This window comes from Streptosporangium roseum DSM 43021 (genome assembly GCF_000024865.1).
In the GTDB taxonomy this organism is placed as follows: Bacteria; Actinomycetota; Actinomycetes; order Streptosporangiales; family Streptosporangiaceae; genus Streptosporangium; species Streptosporangium roseum.
The window spans coordinates 8,617,594-8,641,667 of the sequence record NC_013595.1; the positions used below are offsets into that span (position 1 = coordinate 8,617,594).

General features: G+C 67.0%; 15 protein-coding genes. 5 read left to right on the top strand and 10 right to left on the bottom strand.

The window, feature by feature from the left end:
* Nucleotides 1-139: 139 nt before the first annotated feature.
* The 6 genes from SROS_RS37710 to SROS_RS37735 all read right to left on the bottom strand — a co-directional run bounded on the left by SROS_RS37710 (nucleotide 140) and on the right by SROS_RS37735 (nucleotide 6,241).
* Nucleotides 140-1,360: an McrC family protein gene (locus SROS_RS37710; protein WP_012894215.1), complete on the bottom strand. Its 1,221-nt coding sequence runs from the start codon at nucleotides 1,358-1,360 to the stop codon at nucleotides 140-142.
* Entirely contained in the window at nucleotides 1,357-3,465 is a 2,109-nt protein-coding gene (locus SROS_RS37715; protein ID WP_148269328.1) for an AAA family ATPase, read from the bottom strand. The genes SROS_RS37710 and SROS_RS37715 overlap by 4 nt, the downstream gene beginning before the upstream one ends.
* Nucleotides 3,466-3,599: 134 nt before the next feature.
* Nucleotides 3,600-4,049 (bottom strand): PIN-like domain-containing protein, encoded by a 450-nt coding sequence (locus SROS_RS37720; RefSeq protein WP_043653755.1) that lies wholly within the window; start codon nucleotides 4,047-4,049, stop codon nucleotides 3,600-3,602.
* Complete coding sequence (locus SROS_RS37725; RefSeq protein ID WP_012894218.1) at nucleotides 4,030-4,683, bottom strand: DUF433 domain-containing protein; 654 nt, start codon at nucleotides 4,681-4,683, stop codon at nucleotides 4,030-4,032. The genes SROS_RS37720 and SROS_RS37725 overlap by 20 nt, the downstream gene beginning before the upstream one ends.
* A gap of 207 nt (nucleotides 4,684-4,890) precedes the next feature.
* Complete coding sequence (locus SROS_RS37730; RefSeq protein ID WP_012894219.1) at nucleotides 4,891-5,493, bottom strand: hypothetical protein; 603 nt, start codon at nucleotides 5,491-5,493, stop codon at nucleotides 4,891-4,893.
* Between the two features lie 289 nt (nucleotides 5,494-5,782).
* A complete protein-coding gene (locus SROS_RS37735) occupies nucleotides 5,783-6,241 on the bottom strand; it encodes an ATP-binding protein (protein WP_012894220.1) in 459 nt (152 codons plus the stop codon).
* Between the two features lie 364 nt (nucleotides 6,242-6,605).
* Between SROS_RS37735 and SROS_RS37740 the strand changes: the two genes are divergently transcribed.
* From SROS_RS37740 to SROS_RS37750, 3 genes are read left to right on the top strand one after another with little or no spacing between them, the layout of a single operon-like run.
* The gene (locus tag SROS_RS37740) at nucleotides 6,606-7,499 is read left to right on the top strand and encodes a helix-turn-helix domain-containing protein (RefSeq protein WP_245564785.1); all 894 of its coding nucleotides are present in this window, start codon (nucleotides 6,606-6,608) and stop codon (nucleotides 7,497-7,499) included.
* 14 nt (nucleotides 7,500-7,513) lie between these two features.
* The gene (locus SROS_RS37745) at nucleotides 7,514-7,723 is read left to right on the top strand and encodes a DUF397 domain-containing protein (protein ID WP_012894222.1); all 210 of its coding nucleotides are present in this window, start codon (nucleotides 7,514-7,516) and stop codon (nucleotides 7,721-7,723) included.
* A gap of 10 nt (nucleotides 7,724-7,733) precedes the next feature.
* The gene (locus tag SROS_RS37750; RefSeq protein ID WP_052317129.1) at nucleotides 7,734-7,922 is read left to right on the top strand and encodes a hypothetical protein; all 189 of its coding nucleotides are present in this window, start codon (nucleotides 7,734-7,736) and stop codon (nucleotides 7,920-7,922) included.
* Nucleotides 7,923-8,003: 81 nt separating this feature from the next.
* On the opposite strand, the gene SROS_RS48250 is transcribed toward SROS_RS37750, so the two are convergent.
* Genes SROS_RS48250 through SROS_RS37765 form a run of 4 tightly spaced genes read right to left on the bottom strand, consistent with a single transcriptional unit; the run spans nucleotide 8,004 to nucleotide 21,326 of the window.
* Complete coding sequence (locus SROS_RS48250; protein ID WP_012894223.1) at nucleotides 8,004-9,263, bottom strand: HNH endonuclease signature motif containing protein; 1,260 nt, start codon at nucleotides 9,261-9,263, stop codon at nucleotides 8,004-8,006.
* Nucleotides 9,260-13,336 (bottom strand): Eco57I restriction-modification methylase domain-containing protein, encoded by a 4,077-nt coding sequence (locus tag SROS_RS37755; protein WP_012894224.1) that lies wholly within the window; start codon nucleotides 13,334-13,336, stop codon nucleotides 9,260-9,262. The genes SROS_RS48250 and SROS_RS37755 overlap by 4 nt, the downstream gene beginning before the upstream one ends.
* Nucleotides 13,333-16,158: a helicase-related protein gene (locus SROS_RS37760; RefSeq protein WP_012894225.1), complete on the bottom strand. Its 2,826-nt coding sequence runs from the start codon at nucleotides 16,156-16,158 to the stop codon at nucleotides 13,333-13,335. The genes SROS_RS37755 and SROS_RS37760 overlap by 4 nt, the downstream gene beginning before the upstream one ends.
* A complete protein-coding gene (locus SROS_RS37765) occupies nucleotides 16,155-21,326 on the bottom strand; it encodes a DEAD/DEAH box helicase (RefSeq protein WP_012894226.1) in 5,172 nt (1,723 codons plus the stop codon). The genes SROS_RS37760 and SROS_RS37765 overlap by 4 nt, the downstream gene beginning before the upstream one ends.
* 539 nt (nucleotides 21,327-21,865) lie before the next feature.
* Between SROS_RS37765 and SROS_RS37770 the strand changes: the two genes are divergently transcribed.
* Together SROS_RS37770 and SROS_RS37775 are read left to right on the top strand one after the other, a co-directional pair.
* Nucleotides 21,866-23,509 carry a hypothetical protein gene (locus SROS_RS37770; protein WP_012894227.1) on the top strand — a complete coding sequence of 548 codons (1,644 nt, stop codon included), beginning with the start codon at nucleotides 21,866-21,868 and terminating at the stop codon, nucleotides 23,507-23,509.
* Nucleotides 23,506-24,030, top strand: coding sequence for a hypothetical protein (locus SROS_RS37775; protein ID WP_012894228.1), 525 nt, complete (start codon nucleotides 23,506-23,508; stop codon nucleotides 24,028-24,030). The genes SROS_RS37770 and SROS_RS37775 overlap by 4 nt, the downstream gene beginning before the upstream one ends.
* The last annotated feature ends 44 nt before the right edge of the window (nucleotides 24,031-24,074 follow it).

Sequence of the window (24,074 nt, forward strand, 5' to 3'; positions counted from 1 at the left end):
CGCTCTACGTAAACAGAAAACCGAAAAGCGATTAAGAAACGCTCTTATTTGTCGGCCCGAGAAGAGCCAAGAATGCCCCTTTAGTGCTCAAGTGCTTCATATGCGACACGACGCACACAAAAGCGGCAAATGGAATTAGTCACGAATAAGAAGCCGTCAGCTCATGGTCGTCGTCGGCTCGAACGATTGATTCCGCAAGCCGCTCGATGGCGGCAAGCAGGTCAGCCGGAGGCAGGGTCAGGTCGATCGCGTGCTGCATGATCTCGATCCCCGCGCCGCGCACCACATGCCGGTACGGCTCCGCGTCCCCTTCGGCGTACACCAGATGCCCGTGATCGAGTCCGAGCACCGTGCAGTAGGCCAGCATCTGGTAGAGGTCGGCGCTGTGACCTTCGGGACCGGTTGAGATCTTGTACTTGCTGTCCACCACCGCCGCAGGGATCTCCGTTCCGCCGGAGTCGATGACATAGCGCACCAGGTCAGGCTTGAGCAGCACCCGCCGCCCGTGATCCAGATGGTGTCGCTTGTCCTGCAGCTCGCTGCGCCCGCCGTGCGGCCGGAGCGCCTCCGTCAGGGCAACGGTCACGAAGTCCTCGAAGACCCGCCACATCTCCACCAGCAGGCCGTCCACACGCACGGCCGTACCGTCGTCGAGTTCGTAGGAGGCTCCACGGAGAACAAGCTCAGCCAGCCCGAGCGCGGTGTGATAGCGCGTGTTGATCCGGCTGGGGCGCCACACCGGCAATGGCCGCCCCGGCACCAGAGCGGTGACCCCCGCCAGTCTGGCGATGACGTGCCGCAGCGTCCTGCGGGTCTGTACGGCGAGGCCGGGCAGGCGCAGCAACCGTGCCGACGCGGCCAGCAGCAGCCGGTTCTCGGCGATGTCGACGGTGTAGTCGTCGTAGCGGACCTCGACCGGTAGCGGCAGGCCGTACCTGCGGCGGAGCTGGTCGGCCTCCCGAATCCGGCCTCGGACGACCGGCAGGGCTTCCTCCATCTCCAGGTAGCCCTGCAGCACTCCCTGCCGGAGGGCTCGATCAGCGGCCAGCGCGTAGGCGTGCGCGAGCGCCGGAAGCAGTTCGGGATGATCCCCCGCGTCCACCTCCCCCTGGCGCCAGCCACGCGGCCGGCGTGCGTATCCGAGGAGGAAGAACACCCGATCCACCGGCGTCTTCGGCGTGATCCGCACCTCGACCCCGCCGATGACCGCCGCGCCCACGTATCCGTTGTCACGGACCTTCCAGATCCCCGCGCGCGGTCCCGGACTCACCCGTACGGCCTTCGCCGCCACCAGAGCCACTGCCTGCTCGGCCGACAGCTCGTATTCGACCGGTGGACCACCCTCCATCAGGCTGATCACGGAGTGGGTTCCTGATCGAGTCCCAGCCGTTGCCGCAGCTGGGGCAGGCCGTATCGCTTGGAGACCTCGACCCCGTCGCCGTAGTGATGCTCTTCCAGAAGCGGAAGGATCTGGGTCCGCCAGACCCGCTCGAACCCCTTCGCGTCCTGGTAGATGCCAGCCCGCATCAGATACGAGGGGCCGATCTTGAAGTCGCGGTCCTCGATCCGGGCGTTGAGCTCCGCCAGCAGCCGGGCCGCGTCGGCCGGCAACTCCCTGCCCGCGAGCCAGCGCCCCAGCACTTCCCGGGTCGGCGTCTCCTCCGGATGCAGCTCCACGAACGCGAAGCGGCGCCGCATGGCCGCGTCCACCAGCGCGATCGACCGGTCGGCGGTGTTCATCGTGCCCAGGATGATCAGATTCTTGGGCAGGGTGAACGCCTGGCCGGTCCCCTCCGCCGAGGAGTACAGCAGGTCGACGGCCTTGTCCCGGTACTCCAGCAGGAAGTACAGCTCACCGAAGATCTTGGCGAGGTTGCCGCGGTTGATCTCGTCGATGATCAGAACGTGCGGCTCCTCCGGATGCTGCCGCGCGGCGTCCACCAGCCGCAGCAGTGGACCGGGCAGCGGCTTGAAGGTCACGCCCTGCCCGTCGGCGGTCTGCACCGGCCGGAAGCCCTCGAAGAAGTCCTCGTAGGAGTAGGCCGGGTGGAACTGCACGAGCTTGACGTTCTCCGGCTTCCCACCCGCCAGGAACTGCGCGAGATGCTGCGCGATGTAGGTCTTCCCGGTCCCCGGCGGTCCGTAGAAGATCATCTGAGGGCGGTCGCGGAGCAGCTCCACGCATTCCTGCAGCCAGTCCTGGTCGACGAGCAACTCGCCGGCCAGCTCGGCACCGGCGTCCGGCAGGACCATCTCCCGCGTGATCGGCGGCCTCGAAGGCCGCGGCTCGATCAGCCGTTCCAGCTCCTCGACGAACTCCGTCAGGTCGAGCACGTCGTGCTGGGTGGCCAGCTTGGCCGAGATCTCGTCCGGCAGGTCGTCGACGAAGTCGAGCGGAGTTTCCGGGTTCAGCCATCTGACCGGTCGCTGCAGATTGGCCCGGTTGCCCATACTGGCCCGGAACGCCGGACCTCCCTTGAGGTGGCCCAGGTAGACCTTTCCCCCGTCGTTGCTGAGCACCAGGTCGCCCTCGCGCATCCGCGACAGGAACGCGTGGAACTCGGCCGTCTTCTTCAGCCGGTCGTTGTATGAGCCGTGCGCGTAGTCCACGTCCACAGCCGCCTGGATCGTCTCCTGCGCCGCACCGGGCGGCAGCTCGCGGAGCTTGGAGGCCGGAAGCGAGCAGTAACCCTCGGCCAGCCAGTCACCCACCAGGTTGACCCCGTGCACATTGGACCCGCGCACCAGCCAGGCCCGCCGCGGACGCTCCGGCCCGTCGCCACCCACAGGATCATCGATCACCAGCTGGTGCAGATCGGCACCGGAGATCCGCCGGTCCTGCGGCACCATGCCGAGCAGAGCGTCCAACCCGTCCTCGATGAGCAGCCCCTGCCACTCCTTCCGCAGCCGCTCGTCGGCATGCGCGTCGTCGGGAAGACCGCCGTCGGCATCCAGCACCCGATGCCAGCCCTCGGGCCGCTCACCTTGGAGCCACCGCACCAACGGTGCGATCTCAAGGCCGGTCTGCGAGGCGAGGTCCCCGGCCGCGACCCAGCTCCCCTCCGGTACGGCTTCCGCCAGCCGCTTGGCCATGTCGAACCCGGCCTTGTGCTTGTCCCAGTAGCGGTAGCCGGACTCGGCCTCCTCGAAGAAGGCAACGGCCTTCACGTGCTGAGCCAGCGCGACCCGGCCGAGCGAGGTGAGATACCAGCGGCCACCCGACTTGGTCAGCCAACCGTATTTGACCAGGCCCACGCTGCGCCACTGGAAGATCTTCTCTGGGCCCGTCGAGCCCGTGCTGGCCTGTTTCCACTCCTGATCGAGATTCGGGAAACGCTTCTCCACGAGCGACCAGAGCTCGCGGCCACGCATACCCTCCGGGTGCTCGGCCAGGATCTGCGCTCCGGTGAACTGAATACGTGCGGTTATCTCCGTCCAGGCACTCACCATCATGGATCGAGCCATCTGACCTGGCCGTTACGCCCCAGAACGGATTGTCCGGTGATGCCCTCATCAGGATCGCCCACTCCCCTACCTTCGTCCGGGTCTCCGCACCCCAGGACGGTGCGCAGAATCAACGGCCCAGTCGCACGGAAGAACTACGCCAGGTCCGGCCAGTACTTGGGCGGAGCGGCGGCCGGGTCGACGACGCGCAGGCGGCTGGCCGGGGTCGGGTCGATGCCGCGCAAGGTCACCAGGCGTTGTCCGTCCGCCTTGGCGAGGACAGCCAGGGCAGCGGGCAGCCCGGCGGCGACCGTGGCGATCGCAAGACCGATTCCGACCAGTCCCGGATGCCTGTGTGGATATTCGATCCGATGCAGCCCGGAATCCGCGATCGCCTCGACTTCCCTGGGGCGCTGCATCTGCCGGGCGTCATTGGTCAGAATGACATGGAACCCATCGGCCGCCGCTCGGGGATAAAGGTGTTCATCCCGGGTTCCGGACCAGCGGTCGAGATCGAGAAGATGGACGATCTCGTGCTCCAGAACGAAGGCAATGATGGCCTTGTGGAGCGGCCTGGACACGTTCTCATCCAGCAGCAACCTCACGCCGCTCCCTGGGGGGATCGAAGCTGTCAACGTAGTCGGCGAAATCAGCGGCATCCAGGGCCGCCGTAGCGGTGACGCTGGGGTAGTAGTCGGAGATCCGCTCCGGCGGCACTCCATCCCGGAGCAGCGCGGCGACCTCGTCGTAGGGGATGCGGGTGCCTTCGATCACAGGAACCCCGCCACGGATCGCCGGATCCACCGCCACGTGCGCACGAGGTTGCAGTAACGGCGGGATGTGCCTGCCGTCGCGGTAGAAGGGCTGCAGGACGTCTACCATCTCGTGGATGACCACGTTGGCCTTCTTCCGCACCAGATCGACCGCCTGGTCGGGCGCGGCCAGATAGATGCTGCTGCCGTCGGCGACCAGTGTGTACGACGAAAGGTGGTCCCGCTCTTTCAGATCGTCGCGGAGCGTGTCGAGCGCCCGCCTGATCTTCTGCAGCGAGGCGTCGTTACGGAGCTTGACGCAGGTTCTCAGCGCCACCACGTCACGGAAGGAGTAGAGGACGGGCCGCGTGCTGGAGATCTCCGGTATCAGCACCGCGCCACGGCTCACGCTGGCCTTGCGCCAGTGTGCGAGCTGACGGAGCGTGGCACCCGACAGCGCCGCGGCCAGCTTCGGGTCATAAGCCATCACTTCCCCCTCTCGCGCTCCGTGATCCGATCCTGCCTGGCCATCATTCCAATTTCCTCCCGACTGACCAGGCATTACATGGGCTTGCCCTGCACTGTACTGAGAACGATCACTGGCCGTTTCGGGTGGAAGTTGCGCTGGTCGTTGGGGGCATCGTCAGCGACCGGTCGGACACCAGATAGACGCCACCCTTGCGGATGGATCCCTTCACCGATCATCCAAGATCTTCGCATTGGCTCGTCGCAGACCGTCTCTGGCCTCCAGGAACTCCGCTATGAGCGCGTCACCGACCCCTGGGTCATCCTGCTGTGGAGGCCTGGCTTCACGCCGCGATCGGAACCGCTCCCGGAGCGCCGCCACCTGTTCGCGGCGGCGCGCCCGGTTGAGATCGAGCAGTGCTCCCCGCTCGCCACCCGCCCGAGCCTCGACCATCGGAGCAGTCTCATAGGAGAGATCTTTCAGGCCGGTCGCGCTCCTGCCTCCGTACAGACGGACCACGTTTCGCACGCACTCCATGTCGGCCACGTTGAGCGGATCCTCGATGTCGACGGTCAGGGAGAGCGCATGCGAGCCATCCTCCGCGCTTCGCGTGTCGCGGCGCTCCACCAGCTCGCTCTCCATCACCCATTCCTCGGCGCGGACGAGTGCGTGGTCGTAGGGGCCGTAGTCGTCCCAGCGCCAGGTAGCCCCACTGAACTGCGTGCGCCCCGACTCGATGGCATCCAGGTCGGCGAGATAGAGAAGCTGCACCAGCTTCGCCTTGGTGATCTCGATGCGCGTCTCGCGGGCCACCTTCAGCACCGCGAGCACGGCGCCCGCCAGGGGATTGGGCCGATTGGAGAGGTCTACTCATCACCGCGCCTCCCCAGATCCGTCCCAATGCCACCGTACTCCTCGTCAGTCGCTTCCAGGGGTGATCGTCTGCGGCCTGCCGTCACGAGAACAACACCGCTCGGTGAAGCAATAATTACAGTGAGCTATGACATTGTCAGTCGATCGCAGCATCAGCCCCAGTGCAATCATCAGGCGGCCGGCTCACTGCTCAGGCGATCAGAGACGTGCCTATCGGACCCCCAGATCGGGTCGTCCAAGGCGGTGATCACCCGGCCCGCTCCTCAGGAACCACTGGTGGGGCCGCCAGGGTGCACCACACGATCTTTCCGCCCGTCGCCGGCCGGTAGTAGCCCCAGTTCCTCGCGAGCAGGTCGACGAGGCAGAGGCCGCGTCCGCCCTCGTCGTCCAGGTCGGGGGTTCTGAGGAGGGGTGGGGTACGGCAGACGTCCCAGACGCGCAGCACGACCGCCGTCTCGACCGGGTACAGGTCCATCCAGATGTGGTCCGGACTCGCGTGCGCCGCCGCCTCCGTAACGGCGGGAGACGAGACGTGCGCCTTGATCGCGTTGGATACCAGCTCGGAGACGACGAGCTGGGCCGTCTCGATCAGGTCGTCCCGCCGCCAGCCCTCCAGTACGCGCTGGACGTGCACGCGGGCGTAGTAGGGCGAGGTCGGGAAGACGGAGAGCTCCAGGTGGTGCTTTCCGGTGGTGACGTCGGTCATCGTTCACCCGTTCCTGGTCGGCGCGTCAGGTGTCAGGGCATAGGACCGGCACCGTTCGCAGACGGGGGCGGCTGCTCTCCCCGCACGGGGGCGGCGGGGGCACGGTGCCGGTCCTACGGGAGGTACGACCGGGGAACGGCAGGGGGCTGCCGGGGGTCGTACCGCTGGCACCGGGCGGACACCCGACAGGGGTGGGCCGCGTCGGGAGGGAAGATCGCCCGCCCGGCTGACTGGGGAATCACGCGTTTCACCTTCTGGAAGGGAACCCACCTGGAAGGCTTTACGCAGAGAGCATGCACCATCACAATGAGTGAATGCAATACAGGCTTTTACACTGCCCGCATAATCCAGATGGGTGTTGAAGATGGAGGAGAAACACGGAATGGGCGAAATCGCACCCCTATCGCCGGCCAGACGTCAGCCACCCACGGTGCGCCTACGCCGTCTGGCAGCCGAACTGCGCCGCCTCCGTCAAGAGGCCGGCCTGTCCCAGGCCGAGGTGACCGAGAAGACCGACGTCAACCTCGCCACACTCCATCGGATCGAGACGGCCAAGACCAAGCCGCAGCTCCGGACACTCAATGCCCTGCTCGACGCCTACGGCGTCACCGGCAGCCGCCGCACCGACCTGGTAGCGCTGCAGAGGGAAGCCAAGCAGCGTGGATGGCTGCACGGCTTCGAAGCAGACCTCCCCGGTCCGTACAGCGCCTATATCGGCCTGGAGGCCGAGGCACGCCAGGCCATCAACTACGAGTCGCTGTTCATCCCAGGCCTGCTGCAGACCGAGGACTACACGCGGGCGATGTTTCGCGGCGTACGGCCGACCATCACCGACAAAGAAGTCGAGATACGCATCACCGCCCGACTGCGGCGGCAGGCCCTCCTGGAAGGCGACACGCCTCTACGACTGTGGGCGATTCTGGATCAGGCGGCACTGGCACGGACAGTCGGCAGCGATGCCGTCATGAGCGATCAGCTCACCCATCTCGCCCGCCAGGCACAGCGCCCACACATCACGGTCCAGGTCATCCCGTTCTCCGCCGGAGCCCACCCGGGCATGCCGGGCAGCTTCATCGTCTTGAAGTTCGACGAGGACGGCCCCGACGTGATTCATATTGACAGCATGGCCGGTGGTCTGTTTCTTGAGAAAGAGACGGATATCCAGCACTACAACCACATGTGTGAGCATCTTCGCGCGATAGCGCTCAGCCCTGCCGACACGGCCGCGCTCATCACATCCCTACGCGAAGATCACTAGCGGAAGGAAGCAGCATGCAGCAGGCCGACCTCTCCGGTGCGCACTGGCGCAAAAGCAGCCTCAGCGCTGACGGCCCGAGCTGTGTCGAGGTCGCCTTCGTCGACGACGCCGTCGCCGTCCGCGACACCAAAGACCGCGAGGGCGGCACGCTCGTGTTCCGTCGCGACAAGTGGACGGCTTTCGTCGGCGGCATCAAGAACGGCGACTTCGACACACCCTCCTGATCAACAGGGCTTGTCGTCAGGGACAAGGACCTGCGGCCGGTTATGCGGGGCCAAAGGTTTCGGTCGCCTCGACAGGCTGGCCCAGCAGTACCTCGGGAAGCCGTACCCGCGGCGGGACCGCCACCGGTTCAGCACCTGGATCGAGATCGACACCTGGCACGGCTGGGGCACGCTCAAGGACAACAGCCAGGTCGGCTGAACTCCACACCTACCCGGACATCGGCGGTTGAGGTCGTTTCTCGATGTCTCCATCGGAGCAACTGACCGCCTTGCCAGGCATTCAGTTTGACTGCCAGGCAAGGTGACGCTCACGGGCAACCTCCCTCAGCCTCTCTCGGAGAACATCTCGGCTCCGCCCTCGTGTCTTGACTGCATGGCAATTGGGGCAGAGCGCGATCATTAACTCCGGATAATCTCGGCCGCCCTTGGCGTGGTCATCGATGTGATCAACGTCCAGGATCGGACCGCCGCCGACCGAGGTGTCCGAGGGGCGTCCGGGATTCTCACAATCCGGGTTCTCACACGCTCCCTTGCAACGCAATAGAACGGCCCGCTTGGCAGGCGTGCTGCGGGCGCGACGGTGCGGCAGATCTCCACGCAACCGCTGAACGAAGCCGTACTTCTCGTGCTCCTCTGCCTGCTCGCAAAGGTACCTGTACTCAGCCCAGTCGCTGCGCTGCCGAAAATTCTCCCGCCCGAGCCTGACAGGCAGGAGAATAGGGGAGTCGGTCTCGACAACGGGGTCACCAATCAATAGATCAAACTGAAATCCTTCGGTTTGGTCTGAATTCGCCATCCGCCGGACCCGATCGAGTACGGCATGGCATTCGTCCAAGGCCCGTGGCTCGGCCAGTGCAACTCTGCGGCAATCGTCGCCCTCCCAATTACCGCGCCGGTGTGCATCCCAAGTCTGCGCGTCCTCCCACTCAATCCCACCCCCGAACTGTCCCCACTGTCGGAACCGGCGGTTCGGATGCTCTGCAAGGAGGCGGATCTCCGTAGTGAGCGCGAGTACACCCGCCATACCCCAGCCCACAAGAACAGCTCGATGACGTGCGCTATTGGCCCAAAGCACTAAGTCGAAGAGCTCTTCGGCAAGATCTGCAAAGTAGTTACCTGCAGTATCCCGGCATGGACACTCCAACTGCTCATCGAAAAGCACTTTGCTGTTGCTTGTCGTAATGGCGATATCGATGGCGCGGCCGCAACAATCGGAGGCCTTCACTGCGACGATAGCCGTCGAGCTGAGGCCCAACACCTCTTCCGCCCAGACCTCCGCCTCGTCACGCATGAAGATGTAGTCCATCTCCTGTCGCTTGAGCTCGACGGGTACAGCCTCTTCACGGCGGTAGAGGGGCAGGTGCAGATAGCCGTTTCGTCCTTCACATGGCTGCGTCAGCCAAGCCGCCGGCTCCTCATAGGAGATCCTGAGTCCCTCGGCGCTCAGCGCAGCACGCGTTGCCAGTTCCGCCGGTTGTTCGCTGGGTAGATAGGAGGTCAGATCCGCCAGCCCATCCCCGTCGATAAAAATGAGCGTCACGCGCGCCGCTCCGGGTGACGAGGGCCATGGCCGGGGGGCGGGTCAAGCGGGGTCTGGTACGGCTTCCGCCCGTCGATGGCGTCCTGCATGGCGTCGTAGATCTCCAGGATCGCCTTCTTGGTGCGCTCGAACAGGTCAGGAGACTTGTTCCGGAAGGCACGGAAGGTGTCCATGATGTAGTCCACGTCCTCGCGGACCACCCCATAGAGGTGGAAGTAGGCCGCATCCAACTCGGCCCGCAGCCAGAACCGCCGCTCCTCGTCCCACCTGTAAGGGGCACCCTTGTCCCCGTTGTCGCGGGCGAACGCCTCCAAGCCATAGGAGGTATAGGAAAGCTCCAGCACCCGCGCCCTAACCCATAAGTGCAGCCGCTCACCTGGACCCCAGAGACAATCCTCGCCATATGCCTCTGGACTAAGAATAGGCAACTGTCGCACCGTAAAATACTTCAGGTGCGTACCACTGCTTTTCTGTCGAACTACATAGTCGAGAATAAATGAGGAGAGATTGCCGGAAAGACAAGCGGCAGACCCTCGATTGGGAAGCATTAACAGAGTGGTGTCAGGGGTAGCGGTACGAGGAAAAACAGAATCAATCAAAGTACGTTCGTCGGAACTGCGGCAGATGTCACGCCACCCGAGTAGCCACCCTTTGTCCCACTTACGGAAACGACGATCACCCTCGACGACGTTCCCTGGACAGAGTCTCTCCTGAACCTCCTTCTCGGCCACCCAGTAACGGGGCTGCACCACGTAGGCCGGGTCGCCCTTCTGCACAGGAGCAGGTCGGGGCAGGGTGCCCACGTTGGCCTGCGCCTGGGTCTGGCCCTCGTAAGTTCCGAAGCGGTCATCGAAGTGGTGGAGCATCTTCGCCTCGAATAGAGGAAGGAGGCGTTCGTCACCCTTGACGAGGTGGTTTCCGTCGAGCTGCCACCCAGCCGCCAGCATCCCTTCCAACGTCTCCCGTTCTTCAGCGCTGGGACGGAAGAGGCCGGAGTCGTTCGCCATATGCAACATGGCCATAAACGACAGCTCCCAGGGATTGCTCTTGGGATTCTCTCGCCAGAGCACCGGGACTCGCCGATAGATTCCCAGAGTTATCTCAGCATTGCGCTTGAAGTCGAATACCGGGCAAGTTCCGGTGTTCGGATTGAGCAATGTGATGTCCTCGGGTGTGAGGGTGAAAGAGCGCTCGTCAAGATGCGCGACCTGGCGGAGCCGGAACGCCAGGTCGATCCGGCGCCGAGGCGCTTGAGGGCCCGACCCGGTCCACAGGCAGAATCGGAACGAATGATGGACGTGCGCGAAGAGCTTGTCCTCGTTCTCGAAGTCGTAGAGCGAGGCGAGCGTCTTCGTCGTCACCATGTCCTTGAAGAAGAACTGCGTGGTCGCGTCGGTCGCGATACCGGTGGGCAGGACCATGCCGACCCGGCCGCTCGGCGCGAGGAGCGTCCGCCCCGTCTCGGCGAAGACGGCGTAAGTGTTGATGTCACCCCGCCCGGTCAGCGGATACCGTCCCGACTCGCGGAGCAGGTGAGTCCAGCCGTCGGCGCTGCGAAGTTCCCCCGCGAACTCGGCGAACAGCCACCGGTCGGTCTCCTCCGCGCTGGTGGCCAGGGCCGCGATGGCCTTCTTCCGGGCGGCGGCGTTCTTGGCGTTCGCGATGCCCTCGTGTCTGGCGGCGAAGAACTCCTTCTCCTGAAGCTTGACCCGCTCCCACGGTGGGTTGCCGAGCACGCAGGTGAAACCACCCCTCCAGCCGGTCGCCGCGTTGGCGTCGGAGCCGGCCCCGGCTTCGGCGTCGAAGACGTCGGGAAACTCCAGATGCCAGTGGAAGAAGCGGTATCGCTCCACGAGCCGGTCGAGCTCCAGGGCCACAGCCGAGGGAAGGCCGCCTCCCTCCTGCAGCCGCCGTACGGTGTCGGTCGTGATGGCGGGCGGGGCGTCGGCGTGCTTGCGCCAGACGAATGCCGCGCACCAGGCGTCGGCGACCAGGCGGGCGTGGGTCAGCGCGTCGGACCGCTCGAACTCGCGGAACCTCCGTTCCTGCTCCCGGACGTCGGCCACGGTCGACACCGGGACGGCGGCCAGGGCCTGAACCTCTCCGGCGAGTTCCTTGTTGCCGAGACGAGTGCCCGTCTCCGTGAAGAGCATGCCCTGGTTGCGGCGCTGCCTGGCGTTGTCCTTCTTCAACGACGCGACGATCTTCCTGTCGTCTCCCTCGATGGCCTTGAACGCCTCATCCGGGATGCCGTCGTCCAGCAGCCTGGGCGTGGTGCCCAGCAGAGAGTTGCCCACCTTGATGTGGGCGTCGAGGAAGGCGAGCGGCTTGCCCGGCTCCAGGGACTCCATCCAGAGGGAGAACTTGGCCAGCTCGGCGGCGAGCGGCTGGATGTCCACGCCGTAGATGCACGTCCCGACGACCTTGTGCATCGCCTTCTGGACCGCCGACGGCACCGGCTCGGCCTCGCCGGTGACCATCGCGGCATACCGCTTGGCGATGCGCCGGGCGGCGGCGACGAGGAAGTGACCGGAGCCGCAGGCCGGGTCGCAGACGGTGATCTTCAACAGGTCATCGGCGACACCGGACTTCGCGTGCTCGTCGATGACCGGGTCGAGCGCGGTGTCGAGCAGCGACTCGATCAGTGACGAGGGCGTGTAGTAGGACCCGGTGGTCTTGCGGTCGTTGCCCGCCACGGTCTTCAGCTCGAACGTCGGCACCGCGAGATCCGGGTGCGGGACCAGCTCCAGCAGCGACTCGTAGACGCTGCCCAGCTCCTCGGCTCCCAGGTGCTGGAAGTCCACGTCGCGCGGCCGGCCGTCCTTGCCGCGCACGGTGGACATGTGGCGGACGGCGGTGAGCAGCGCCTCGTTGGGCAGGTCGCAGACGAGGAACTGGTCGGGCACGGGCGTGTCGGTCAGCTCCGCCAGGGTGCCCGCCGTACGGAAGAACAGACCGCCGAGGCCGGGCAGGCCGAGCATGGGCAGGCCGTCGTCGTCTCCGAGGGCCCTGATGACCCTGGCGGTGGTCTTCCACAGGTCGGTGTGGCGGTCTCCGGCGCGGCGGGCGGCAAGGCTACGCAGGCGCCGGGTGGAGAAGTAGGTGGCGTAGCGGTCCCTGGCGTCCTGCGCCGCGTCCGGGGTGAGCAGGGCGCCGCGGTCCTCGGCGACGAAGAGGAAGATCAGCTGGTAGGCCAGGCGGAGCAGCTCGTGATGGAAGTCCTCCCGCTTGAGGGCGCCGGAGACGAGCTGGTCGCGCAGCCCCGGGTTCGCGACGAGGAAGCCGGTGCCGAGCGCTTCGAGGGCCTTCTGCACGCCGTCGCGGAGCTGGTCGCGGGCCCGCAGGCCGGTCTCGGCGGCGAAGGCGCGCCATTTCTCCAGCCAGCAGTCGGCGCACGTGGGCGTCGAGTCGTCACCGGAGATGAGCTCGAAGCGGGAGGCGTGCAGCAGCGTGTAGAGCAGCACGAACTCCGAGTAGAGCTCGCCGTCGAAGATGGCTTCGAGGTCGAACTCGACATACGCCGAGCCGACCAGGGCGGTGGAGTCGCGCAGGATGCGGAGCTGCCGGCCGTTGGAGAGCACGCCCCACAGGTGGTCGTCGGAGAGGTTGAGAAACTCCTGCAGCATCGACTGCGGTGCCCGCTTGGTCTCGGCGCGGCCGGGTGTGGCCCTGTCCAGCCTGGTGTTCCAGCCGAGCAGGTGCATGGGCACGTTGTGCCACAGGTGGGAGACGGGGAACTCCTTGTCCCCCGCTTTCAATCCGCCACGGATGTACGGCACGTGCCCGAAGCCCAGCTCGCTCAGGAGCACCTGCAGCCAGCGTTCTCGGGTCGGCGTCGTGGCGGGGTCGCCGTCCGGCAGCCCGTCCACGCGCTCGCGGAACGCGCGGTAGGCGCCGAGCAGGTAGTCCCATCTACGGCTCGCCGCGTCGCCCAGCCGTTCGGAGGCGGCAAGGTGATAGTCCTCGGGACGGATGCCGGGCAGCTCGCGGTCGGCGGCGCCGATCCGGGACAGCACGTCCTGCGGGATCAGGCCGCCCGCGACCTCGACCGCCAGGTAGGAGGTGCCTCTCATCGGGCACCGCCGGCCGGGAGGTAGACGTAGACGCCGAGCACGTCGGCTTCGCGGTTGGCGGTCACCTTGAGTCCTCTCACTCCCGCGCCGATGGCGCCGCGGACGCGCTGGTGGGATTCGGCGAGCTTGGCGGCGAGGGCCTCGCCCCGGGTGCGCAGGTCGTGATCGAGGGCGGGGATCTCCTCGGCGGCGCGCTGGGCGGCGCGCTCGACCAGCTGGCGCAGGGTGTTCTCCGGGCGGGAGGTCAGCACGTCCGACACTTCGGCGTCGCCGAGCCATTCGCGCCCGTCCGCACCGGTCCGGTAGGCGAGCACCTGGGCGTCCTCGGCGATGAGCGTGCGCGTCCCGGTGCGGCCGGGCAGTGTCACGTGGAAGCGGTAGCGGACCAGGAGCACGGTCGTGCGGGTCGTGACGGCGTCGGTGCGGGTGACGCCGAAGCGCCTGGCCGGGCCCTCGGCGTCGAGGGCGGAGTCCAGGGTCGTCCGGGCGAGATGGCGGACCAGGGGGTCGGTCCGCACCAGGGCGTGGCTGCCCGGTGGCGCCGGGATGTCGGGATGGAAGTCCAGCTCCGGGGCCTTGCCGTTGAAGCTGAGACCGAGGGCGTGCCGTACGGAGATCGGCAGTTGCCTGGTGTCGGCGGCGAAGCCCTCGACCCGGTTGTCGATGATCGCGCCGAAGCCGGACAGCGCCTCGCGGGTGAACCCGGCGATGTCGGCGGGGCTGCCCAGCGCGGCGCGGATCTCGGCGACCTCCCGTTCGACCTCGTCGAGCTTGACGCCGGAGTGGGCGTACTTCGTGAGGGCCTTGGACTCGCGGTCGGCGGCGCTCTCCCATGACCGGTGGATCTGGTCGCGGGTCTTGGTGACACCGAGGTCCAGGTCGAGCTGGTCCTGGCTGTCGTCGCCGCGCATCAGCAGGCCCTCGACGAGCGCCTTGATGACGTCGTCTCCGCCGCTGGGGACGGGTACGGCGACGCCGGTCTGCTTGGCGATCGTGCGGTGCTTGCGGATCAGCACGTCGAGCACGACACCGTCGATGCCGTTGTCCAGGCCGTACATGGTGACCGCGCGGACGGTCTGCTTGCGCTGGCCGAACCGGTCGACGCGACCTTCCCGCTGCTCGTGGCGGGTCGGGTTCCACGCCAGGTCGTAGTGGACAACGGCCTGGAAGTGCTCCTGCAGGTTGACGCCCTCGGACAGGCAGTCGGTGGCGACCAGGACGTGCCGTCCCGGTTCCGCGCCGAGCTCCTCGATGGCCGCCAGCCGCGCCTCCGGCGGGAGCTGCCCCGTGACGTGGCGGACGTGGGCCTTCTTGCCGAGGGCCTTGGCCAGGTGCTCGGCGACGTACTCGGCGGTGGGGATGAACCGGCAGAAGACGATCGGGTCGTAGCCGTCGAGCAGCAGCGACTTGACCTCGTCGATGAGCGCCGTCAGCTTGGCGTCGTCCTTCGGCCCTTCGATCTTGGCGAAGGCTCGGGCGAGCCGCTTCAATCGCTCGCTGTCCGGCGAGGTCTCGCCGTCCCCGCCAGTAAGGCCTCCGGCCGCCGCGTCGATGCCCTCCAGCCCCTCCTCGTCGGTGAGGTCGAGGACGCTGGAGCGTCCGAGCTCGTCGGCCTCCTGGGCGGTCTCCGCGGGGACGGTCGCCGAGCGGGTGGTGAGCGTCGCGGCGGCGGCCCTCGGTGACGAGGCGACCGAGCGCAGCAGCGCCAGAGCCGACCACCAGGACACGCGCCGGCTCAGGCCGGTGCCCGGCTTGCGGACCGTCTCGCGGGCGTAGTCGAGGACCTGGCGGGCGAGCTTGCCGTACTCGCCGGTGAGCGCGTAGGAGACGTCGCGGACGTGACGGTCCTGCGGGAAGGGCGTCTCCTGGTGGTACGGAGAGTCCTCCCTGAGGAACTTGCGGATGTCGCGGCGGCGGCGCTGGACGAAGTATCTGGCCAGGTGCTCGCGGCCCTTCGCGCTCTCCAGGTCCACGGTGGCCAGGGCGGGGTCGAGCAGGGCGATGAGGTCGCGGAAGGCGTTCTCCTTGCCGCTGTGCGGGGTCGCGGTGACCAGGATGAGGTGTCGCCGCGCATCGGCGGCGATCTCCTGCAGCAGCCGGTAGCGGAGCTGGCTCTGTCTGCTGGAAGAGCCCGCCGACACACAGGTGTGTGCCTCGTCGACGATGACCAGGTCCGGGCAGGTGCGGACGAACTGCTGGTAGCGGCGGTCGGCCTTGATGAAGTCGGTCGAGACCACCGTGTGTCTGTGCCGATCGAAGATCGTCTCATCGAGACGGAGCTCGCGCTCCAGACGGGTGGCGGTGGACCGCAGTACCAGTGTCGCGTCGATGGCGAACTTGTCGCGCAGCTCGTCGCGCCACTGCTCGGCCAGGGCCGGGGAGCAGAGCACGGTCAGGCCGGACGCCTCGCCCCGCTCCAGAAGCTCCTTGGCGATCAGCCCGGACTCGATGGTCTTGCCGATGCCGACGTCGTCGCCGATGAGCAGCCGTACGGTCTCCATGCGCAGCGCGAGCAGCAGCGGGACGAGCTGGTACTGACGCGGATCGACGGCGATCGACGCCAGGGAGCGGAACGGGCCGGCTCCCGAGGTGAACCCGATGCGCAGCGCCGTACGGAGCAGTCCGGCGGCGACGCTGTCGCCGACCTCTTCGGGCCGGGGCGACGGGAAAGTCGCGTCGGTGACCTCGTCGGCGAACAGGCAGGCCTCGAAGTCGGTGTCGCCGTTGAGCGGGCGGGCGAGAAGGAACTCATCCCCGCTGCCGGGCTGGACGACCCATTCACGGCCTCGGGCGGACACCAGGGAGCCGACGGTGTAGCTCATCGGGTGGCCCGTCCGGTGCCGAAGACGCTCGGGTAGCTGCGCACGATCTCGTCCCACTCCTCGTCGTATCGGAATCTGATGACCAGCCAGCCCAGGTCCATCAGCCTGTCCTCGGCCTGCATGTCGCGCTCGTTGACGTGCGCGGCGTCGTGGTGGGGCCCGTCGACGAAGACCGCGACGTTCCCGGCCTGCGTGCGATAGACGAAGTCCGGCTTCGCCCGTGCGTCGGCGAGGATCTCCTGGGCGCCGTCGGGCAGGCGGTAGTCACCCTCCCGGAGGAATTCGACGAACCGGCGCTCCAACTCGCTGCCGGACGAGTCCCTGAGGCTGCCCATGTGCTCTTCCGCGGACGTGTGGCCGCCGGTCGGCTTGGTGACGGCGGAGGCCAGCTCGCGCAACCGCTCCACGACCGCGAGCCGGTCGATCTGCTCGTGCCACAGCTGGTTGGCGTAGGAGAGCAGGCAGTCGTAGCAGCCGCGCTCGCACCGCTCGCGAGCGCCGGGAGCGCGGCCGTAGTCCTCACCGGTGTCCGGATCAACGTGGATGATCTTCAGCGCCCTCCGGGCGACCCGCTGCAGCGCGTCGTGCTCGTCGTGGAGCCTGCGGAGCACGCCCGCCCCGCCCTCGGCGCTCTCGATGAACAGCATCCGCGCCCGCCGGAGCGGGTCGGGCAGCGCCTCGCTCGTCAACTCGGCGTCCTCAAGCTGGAACTCGGCCTCGATGCCGCGCTCCAGCGCGTAGCGGAGGGTGGTGGCCTCCGTCTCCGATACCTGGTCGGAGAGGCGGACCACACAGATGTTCTTGCTGTCCTCGACGAACGGGACGACCTTCAACACACGTTGCGCGTCCTCGGCCGATGTCAGGCCCTGATCCTCGGGAGTGCGTTCGGAGGCCTTGGACTCGCTGAGCCAGCGACCACGGACCGGGTCCAGCCAGAAGCCGACGTCGTTACGGTTACGACGTCCCTTGTTGCCCCGGTTGATGACGCGGACCGTGGCGGTGTCGCCGTACACGAGTTCGGCCAGCGAGCGGCCGTCTCTGACCACATCGGCCTGCATCCGGCCCGAGCGGGTGCCGTGGGTGCTGAAGCGGTAGCTGGTGAGGAGCTCGAACCCGGCCCGGCGTCGCTCCTCCTCGTCGGAGGAGATGCGCTCGCGGCGGATGGTGTGCACGGTCTGCAGGTGCATGAGGCCGCCCAGGGAGCCCCCCAGTTCGGCACCGCACTCCTCGCATCGGTCGACGCCCGCCTCGCGGGCGTGCCAGTAGCGGCAAGCGCCACAGATACGGGCTTCGGCGGTTGCCACCTCGCCCGACTCTCCGGCCGGGACCTGGATGCTGGCCACCTGGTAGCGCTGGCCCTCGTGGTAGATCAACGCACCCGGACCGAACTCGCCGATCGCGATGAACCGGGGGCGCTGCACGTAGCTGCCACGCTGCTTGCGGCCGGGGATGTAGGCGGCGAGCGGGAGCCGGGGGAACGAGTAGCCGGGGAGGAATCCCTCGGAGGCGAAGTAGCGGTAGGTGTAGAAGTCACTGAACTGCTGCTCGGTGTCCTCGTTCTTGAGCAGCCGTATCTGGTTCTCGGCCTGGAGACGGCGGCCCTGTGCCCGCTGACGGGCCTGCGGCGTGGAGGCGTGATCCAGGACGCGGCGGTTCTGCTCGGCCTGCTCGGCGATCGCCGCCCGGTACAGGTCGCGCCACCGGCCGCAGGCGGCGTCGAACTTTTCAGCCGCCCCGAGCACCTTCCGCTCGACCCAGCCCTCGTCCCACCAGGTGGTCCTGTCCAGCCGCTCGGTCTTCGCGATGGTGTCGAGCATGCGCCGGGCACGCGGTACGGCCCGGCGGCGCGCGCTGTCGTCGGCAAGCTGGATCCGGATGTGCTCGTGCAGGGGCAGCCTGTCCAGGCGTGAGATGTCGATCACGTCGGCCATCTGGCTGTGCAGTTGCGCGCCCGTCTCCGCCAGCCAGATGGCGTGGACGTGGGAGAGGATCAGATCCTCGTTGGTCAGGTCGAGCCGGGGCGGCTGGACGCTCCCGGCGACCATCAGGCGGCTGCGCCGGAAATAGTACTGGTCGTGCGAGCTACCGGTGGAGCAGTAGGTGGTGATGAGGGCCGGCTGGCCGCTCCGCCCTGCCCGGCCGGAGCGCTGGGCGTAGTTGGCGGGGGTCGGCGGCACGTTGCGCATCGCCACCGAGTTGAGGGTGGCGATGTCGACTCCGAGCTCCATCGTGGGCGAGCAGTAGAGCAGGGGAAGCTCGCCGTCGCGGAACAGCCGCTCACGCTCCTGACGATCCTCGGCTCGCACCTGGGCGGTGTGCTCGGCCGCGTGAATGCCCGCGAGCCCGGACGCGACCTCCGCGTAGAGGTCGCGGAAGAACGTGCTGACCCGGGTGCCGACCTCCGGATCCACTGTCTTCCGGATCGGGTCGGGGGCGCCCGTGGTGCCGTCTCCGGCTCGCCAGATCAGCTCGGAGGACCTGAGACGGTAGCCCTTCGTCCCGTCGCGCCCTTCTTGGACCTCGGTGAGCAGGCCGTACTTCTCCAGGACCCACAGGAGGTCGACGATGATCTCTTGAGCGTCGTCGACCGTGAGCCTGTGCCCATAGTTGGGGAACATTCCCGCGCGGCGGAGATAGCTGCCGAGACCGGACCGGCCGGTGAAGTTGACCCTGTCGCGGCTCTCACCCGGACGCCCCGACCGGGCGAACACGGTGCGGGCGCTGTCGCGGTTCCCGCCCTCGGCGAGTGCCCAGGCCCCGGTGAGATTCTGGTCGCTCTGCTTCTGGATCCGTTCGAAGCCCTCGGGCGTGAGCTCGTCCACGTCGACGGCGAGCGCCCGCCGCATCTCGTCCAGCACGAGGCGGGCCAGCTCGGCCCTATGAGCGGGCTCGTCGGTGCGCAGCGCGGGATGGGTGCGTTCCCAGTGCTCGGTGTCGGCGGCGATCTCGTCGAGTGCCACGTAGTCGAAGCGGAGCAGCCCGGTCTGCTCCAGGTTCGGCATGGTAATACGCCAGCCGCGCTCCAGGTCGAGGTAGATGAGGTAGGAGAGGACCCCGCGGAACGCCTTGAGGACGGCCTCCTTCTGGCCGAACTTCACCTCCGGGTTGCGGGCGAAGGCCTCAAGCGGCAGGTTCATCACCTTCGCCACCCGCTGGGCCACCTCGTCGTGGCGCAGCCCTTCCTCACCCGCGGCTCGCGCCGCACGGTAAAGAGCACCACGGAGCTGGGTGACCTGGACGAAGTCGTTCAGGTGTCCCGCCTGAAGGCTGGCATCCTGCCGGTTGTCGACGAAGGTGAGCAACTTGCGGGCCTCGTCATCGAGCCGGCCCTTCTCGTTCTGCTCACGGAGGCTCCGCACGATGCTCGCGCTGATGATCGACACGGCCGAGCTGCGGCCCTCGGTCGCGAAGGTGGCCAGCTTGGCGAAGTCCCGTCCCCGGCTCTGCTCATAGGACACCCGGCAGCGCAGGCAGAAACGGAACGGCGAGGGCACGTACCAGGCGTGGATGCCCTCACCGGCGGGGACCTCGGAACCACCGGGGCCGAGCCACACCTCGCGGGGGAGCCGGTCGCTCAGCGACGGGCGCACCTGCGTGCGGCCGTCGGCGGCCGGCTCCAGCCAGGAGTCCGGCAGCCTGCCCTCCCCCACCGGATCGACCGGCCAGGGATGCTCGGTGCTGATGTAGAGGTAGCCGTTGACCGTGTCGCCGCCGGGCACGTTCGCTTCCTGGCGGGCGCTGTAGCGCTCGCCTTTCTCCCTTGCGACGACCAGGTAGTCCTGTCCGCACTCCCGGCAGAAGGCGAGGGGCAGCAGGATCTTCTCCCGCTGGCCCGGGACGCTGACCTGGTACTGGCTGGTGATGTGACGCTCGGCCTCGGGCTCCAGGCTGACGTAGGTGGTGTCGCCCTTCGAGAGGAACTGGTGGAGGCGGAACGCGAACAGCGGCCGTCCGGTCTCCGGGTGCGGTGCCCGCGCCCCCTCCTGGAGAAGCCGTTCGATCGCACCCGCGCACTCGACCTCGGGCCGGCCTGTGACATCGGTCAGAGCCTTGGCGGTCTCGGCGACCTTCTCGGGGCGGCGCCGGACCAACCGGTCGCTTCCCGGCTCGGCCTCCAGGCCGAATTCCGACTCGATCCAGATCGCCAGGGCGTCGTCGGCCAGCTCCGCGTAAGACCGGCCACTGCCGGCCTTCGCCATGCTGATGACAAGCTCGGCGGAGGTCGGGGCCTTGTCGCTCGTCGCACGGATGAGAGTCTCACCGATCACCCGGTCAGGGCTGACGTCGGTGCCGAACAGGCGGGTGGCGACCTCGGCCACCACCGTCTGCGCCTCGGCGAAGGTCTTGGTGGTCGCCATCGTGGCCGAGGTGCCCACGCACTGCAGGTCCGGCGTGTCGCAGGCGTCCCGTAGACGCCGTACGAGCAGTGCCACGTCGGCACCCTGGCGGCCCCGGTAGGTGTGCAGCTCGTCCAGCACGAGAAAGCGCAGGCCCTGCGCCGCCCCGATCAGATCCCTGCGCTCATCGGGCCTGGTGAGCAGGTATTCCAGCATCACGTAGTTGGTGAGCAGGATGTCCGGCTTACGGGCGAGGATACGGTTGCGCTTCTCCTCGCTCTCCTGCCCGGTGTAACGGTCGAAGCTGACCGGACGCGCGTCCTTGGGGAGTCCCCATTCGAGGAATCGCTCCAGCTCGTGAAGCTGGCTGTTGGCCAGCGCATTCATCGGATAGACGACTATCGCCTTGACCCGGCCGGGGTCGGGGTCACGGAGAACGGAATCGACGATCGGGACCATGTAGGCGAGGCTCTTGCCGGAGCCCGTCCCGGTGGTCAGGACGTAGCTACCGCCGTCGCGGGCCGCCTCGACCGCCTCGCGCTGGTGGCGGTGGAGCGAGAGGGATCGATCCCCTGGATCGTTCCCATCGGTCTTGATTCTGAAGAGACGCTCGCACATCGGGTGCAGCAGCCCCGCTCCGACCAGCTCGGAGACCGTTCCCCCACCGGCGAAGCTGGGATTCAGCGAGACCCATGGATGCGGCCATCGCACGCGAGCCTCTCGCTCGTCTTCCAGGTGCCGGGCGATGCGGTCGTCGCGGACGTGCACGAGCGAGGTCGTGAACCGGTCGTAGTCGGCGATTAGCCGCTCATGTACCTGAAAGACATCCATTTATAGACAGAAGTCCCTTTTTTCGAACTGTGCCGGAAATGACCGTTTCCGCATGCCGAAGGCGACCTCTTTACGGCTGCGCTGGAGGAATCTCCGATTTAATCATCTAACACCGGAAAATTGAACGGTGAATTTGCCGCGACTTCGGAACGGCATGACACAGGGCGACCACACGTCCGTTCATCGCGCTCCCCGCGACGGCTCCTATGAGCGGACCGAAAGCCGCCCCATCACCGCGAGCACCGCCACCGGCGTCGCCGAGCCAAGCGATCCGGAGAACCCGAAGGAACAGCGCCACCCGACTCTCCGCCCTACCGGGCAGCCCATCCGGCAACCGGCCCGATCCGGGCGGACACTGAAGTCCTTGCATCGTTCCCATGCCGGATCTTCCCAGCGGTAAACCCATATATCTTCTGATGCGTCCGTTAACTTAAGCGTCACATGCCGCAATAACCACATGGATGCCGCCAATGGGGCGTTATGTCGGGTTTGTCGATCAATGCCCATATTCATTAACGAGAGAGTGGTGATTGTCCGTGATGGATCACGAGCTCACCGTCGAGCTGCGTGAACTCGCCGCCGATCCCCGCCTGGCGGCCCGTAAAGATGAATTGCGTGACCTCGCGAACGCGATCACCGACTCCGACAAGGCTGAACGCTGGTGTGAGATCGACCTGTTCGCCGCTTTCTCAGCCGAGGACACCATCATCCCGGACAGTGAACCCGCGGAAACGAAATGGAAGAGGATACCTCGCTGGATCCTCGTGCTTTTCAACTCCATCCTCGTCTTCGTACCGATCTTTGTCACGTGGTTGGGGTTGATGCAGGCCACGGACGCCTACGGTGAGGTTCTCCGGGCCGATGGCCCCGAGGCCGCCCAGCGGCCCTTCCTGGAGATGTGGCAGCAAGGCTTCGACGGACGGCTGACCGAGTTCTTCACATTCGACAACATCGCCTTCTACACGCTCGCCGCGATCGGCGTCCTCATCTTCTGGACCATCTTCGAGAACGTCATGCGGAACAGCGCGGAGCAGAAGGAGGACACCTCCGAGCACGACCTGGCGGTCCTTCGGGCTCGTCTCCGCAGGGCGTTGACCCGGGCGAGTCTGCTGCTCGGCCAGGTCCGGCTCTCCTCCCCGACCCGGTTCGGGACCGAGCTGACCAGGACGATGACCGAGATCACCCTCGTCGGCGAGACGGCGCGCAAGGCGCAAACCGAACTGGTGGACGCACTGGCCCAGACGTGGAAGGCCGCGCAGCAGACCACCGAGACGCTGACCGGCAGCGCGATCGACGTGCGGGAGGCCATCGCGACCCTCGGTCACCACCTGGCGAAAATCGACATCGCCCACGACGACATGACCGCGGCGGTGGAACAGATCTCAGCCATGATCGACACTGTCGGGTCCACGACCGGACAAGCGGTCACGAGTGTCGGCGACCAGCTGTCGACAGCCATCTCACAGACCACCCTCGACATGCGGCGCGCGTTCAACGAGGACCTCGCACGGTCCATGACGTCTCTGCAGGGCACCGTCTCCGCCCTGGACACCCGCGTCGGCGAGCTGACCGGCACGACGGCGAACATCGGCCGCGCCGTGGACCGCGCGACGGACTCGATCCACCTGATCGGCTCAGCCACCGAGAGTGCCTTCCAATCCGCCATCTCCGGCCTGGACAGCCAGGTCGGAGAACTGGTCGGCGCGACAGCGAGTATCGGGCACACCATCGACCGCACGACCGTCTCGCTCGACTCCGTCGGCTCGTCGACGGAGAAGGCCGTCGGCCTCATCGGCGGGCAGATCATCGACTCCCTCACCGTCACAGCCGCGGAGTTCCGCCGGGTCTTCGGAGATACCAGCACGGAGATTCGCGAGGCCCTCGGCGACTGGTCGAGCACCGCCGACGCGCATGCCTCCCGGATCGAGATGGTCTCCGACACCTCGGGGAGGACGATCACCCTCCTACAGGAGACGCGCCACACGCTTGACCGGCTCCCGGGCGCGGTCGCGGAGGTTCTGGCCGACCTGCCGGCGAAGGTGAAGGAGCTCTCCGACGGAGAGTTCACCGAACTGAAGGACGCGATCGTCGAGTTGCGGACCGCGGTGGACCGTGCGGCCGACGTCCTCGGCCCCGTCGCCTCCGGCGTCGGTATGGACCGCCGCCAGGGATCACTGTGGTGAGGACCAGGCGAAGGCCCTCCACCCCGATCCTGCTGGCCGGCTGGCTCTTCGCCGACCTGCTGCTCGGTCTTACGATCATCATGCTCGGCGCCCAGGCTCCGCCTCCCGCGCCGGCCCAGCCGCTGGCGGGAGAGAGCACGGGGGCACCCACCCCGACTCCGTCACCTTGCGCGACCCGCATCGGAGGCGTCCGGGCGAAACCCGTCAAAGTCTCGTTCCGGGTCAGTCCGAGCGCCGATGACAGCGCGCTGGCCGTGCAGGTGAAGAGGAAACTTCTCCGGTACAAGAAGCATCTGGCCGGTCGGCACGCCGGCATGGTCCTGACCTTCGGTGCCGACGGTGGTTCCGGAGAAGGCGTCCGTCTCGCCACGCGGGTCAACACCGCCCTCGGCAAGGCCTACCCGAAGATCTTCGGGACGGCCGCGACCCGGAACTTCCACGATCTCTCCGCCCCCAGCGGGTCGATCTCCATGGAGATCTACTTCGTTTCGGACGGCTGCGCCCCTACTCCCAAGAACTGACGATCACCTGATGAGTGAGCAGGTACTCCCCCAGTTGCCCCTCC

Bases quoted from the DNA above. Each gene is read 5' to 3' on its own strand.
- SROS_RS37715 (WP_148269328.1), bottom strand. From the start codon at position 3,465: ATGGCTCGATCCATGATGGTGAGTGCCTGGACGGAGATAACCGCACGT.
- SROS_RS37725 (WP_012894218.1), bottom strand. From the start codon at position 4,683: ATGGCTTATGACCCGAAGCTGGCCGCGGCGCTGTCGGGTGCCACGCTC.
- SROS_RS37735 (WP_012894220.1), bottom strand. From the start codon at position 6,241: ATGACCGACGTCACCACCGGAAAGCACCACCTGGAGCTCTCCGTCTTC.
- SROS_RS37740 (WP_245564785.1), top strand. From the start codon at position 6,606: ATGGAGGAGAAACACGGAATGGGCGAAATCGCACCCCTATCGCCGGCC.
- SROS_RS37745 (WP_012894222.1), top strand. From the start codon at position 7,514: ATGCAGCAGGCCGACCTCTCCGGTGCGCACTGGCGCAAAAGCAGCCTC.
- SROS_RS37755 (WP_012894224.1), bottom strand. From the start codon at position 13,336: ATGAGAGGCACCTCCTACCTGGCGGTCGAGGTCGCGGGCGGCCTGATC.
- SROS_RS37760 (WP_012894225.1), bottom strand. From the start codon at position 16,158: ATGAGCTACACCGTCGGCTCCCTGGTGTCCGCCCGAGGCCGTGAATGG.
- SROS_RS37765 (WP_012894226.1), bottom strand. From the start codon at position 21,326: ATGGATGTCTTTCAGGTACATGAGCGGCTAATCGCCGACTACGACCGG.
- SROS_RS37770 (WP_012894227.1), top strand. From the start codon at position 21,866: ATGGATCACGAGCTCACCGTCGAGCTGCGTGAACTCGCCGCCGATCCC.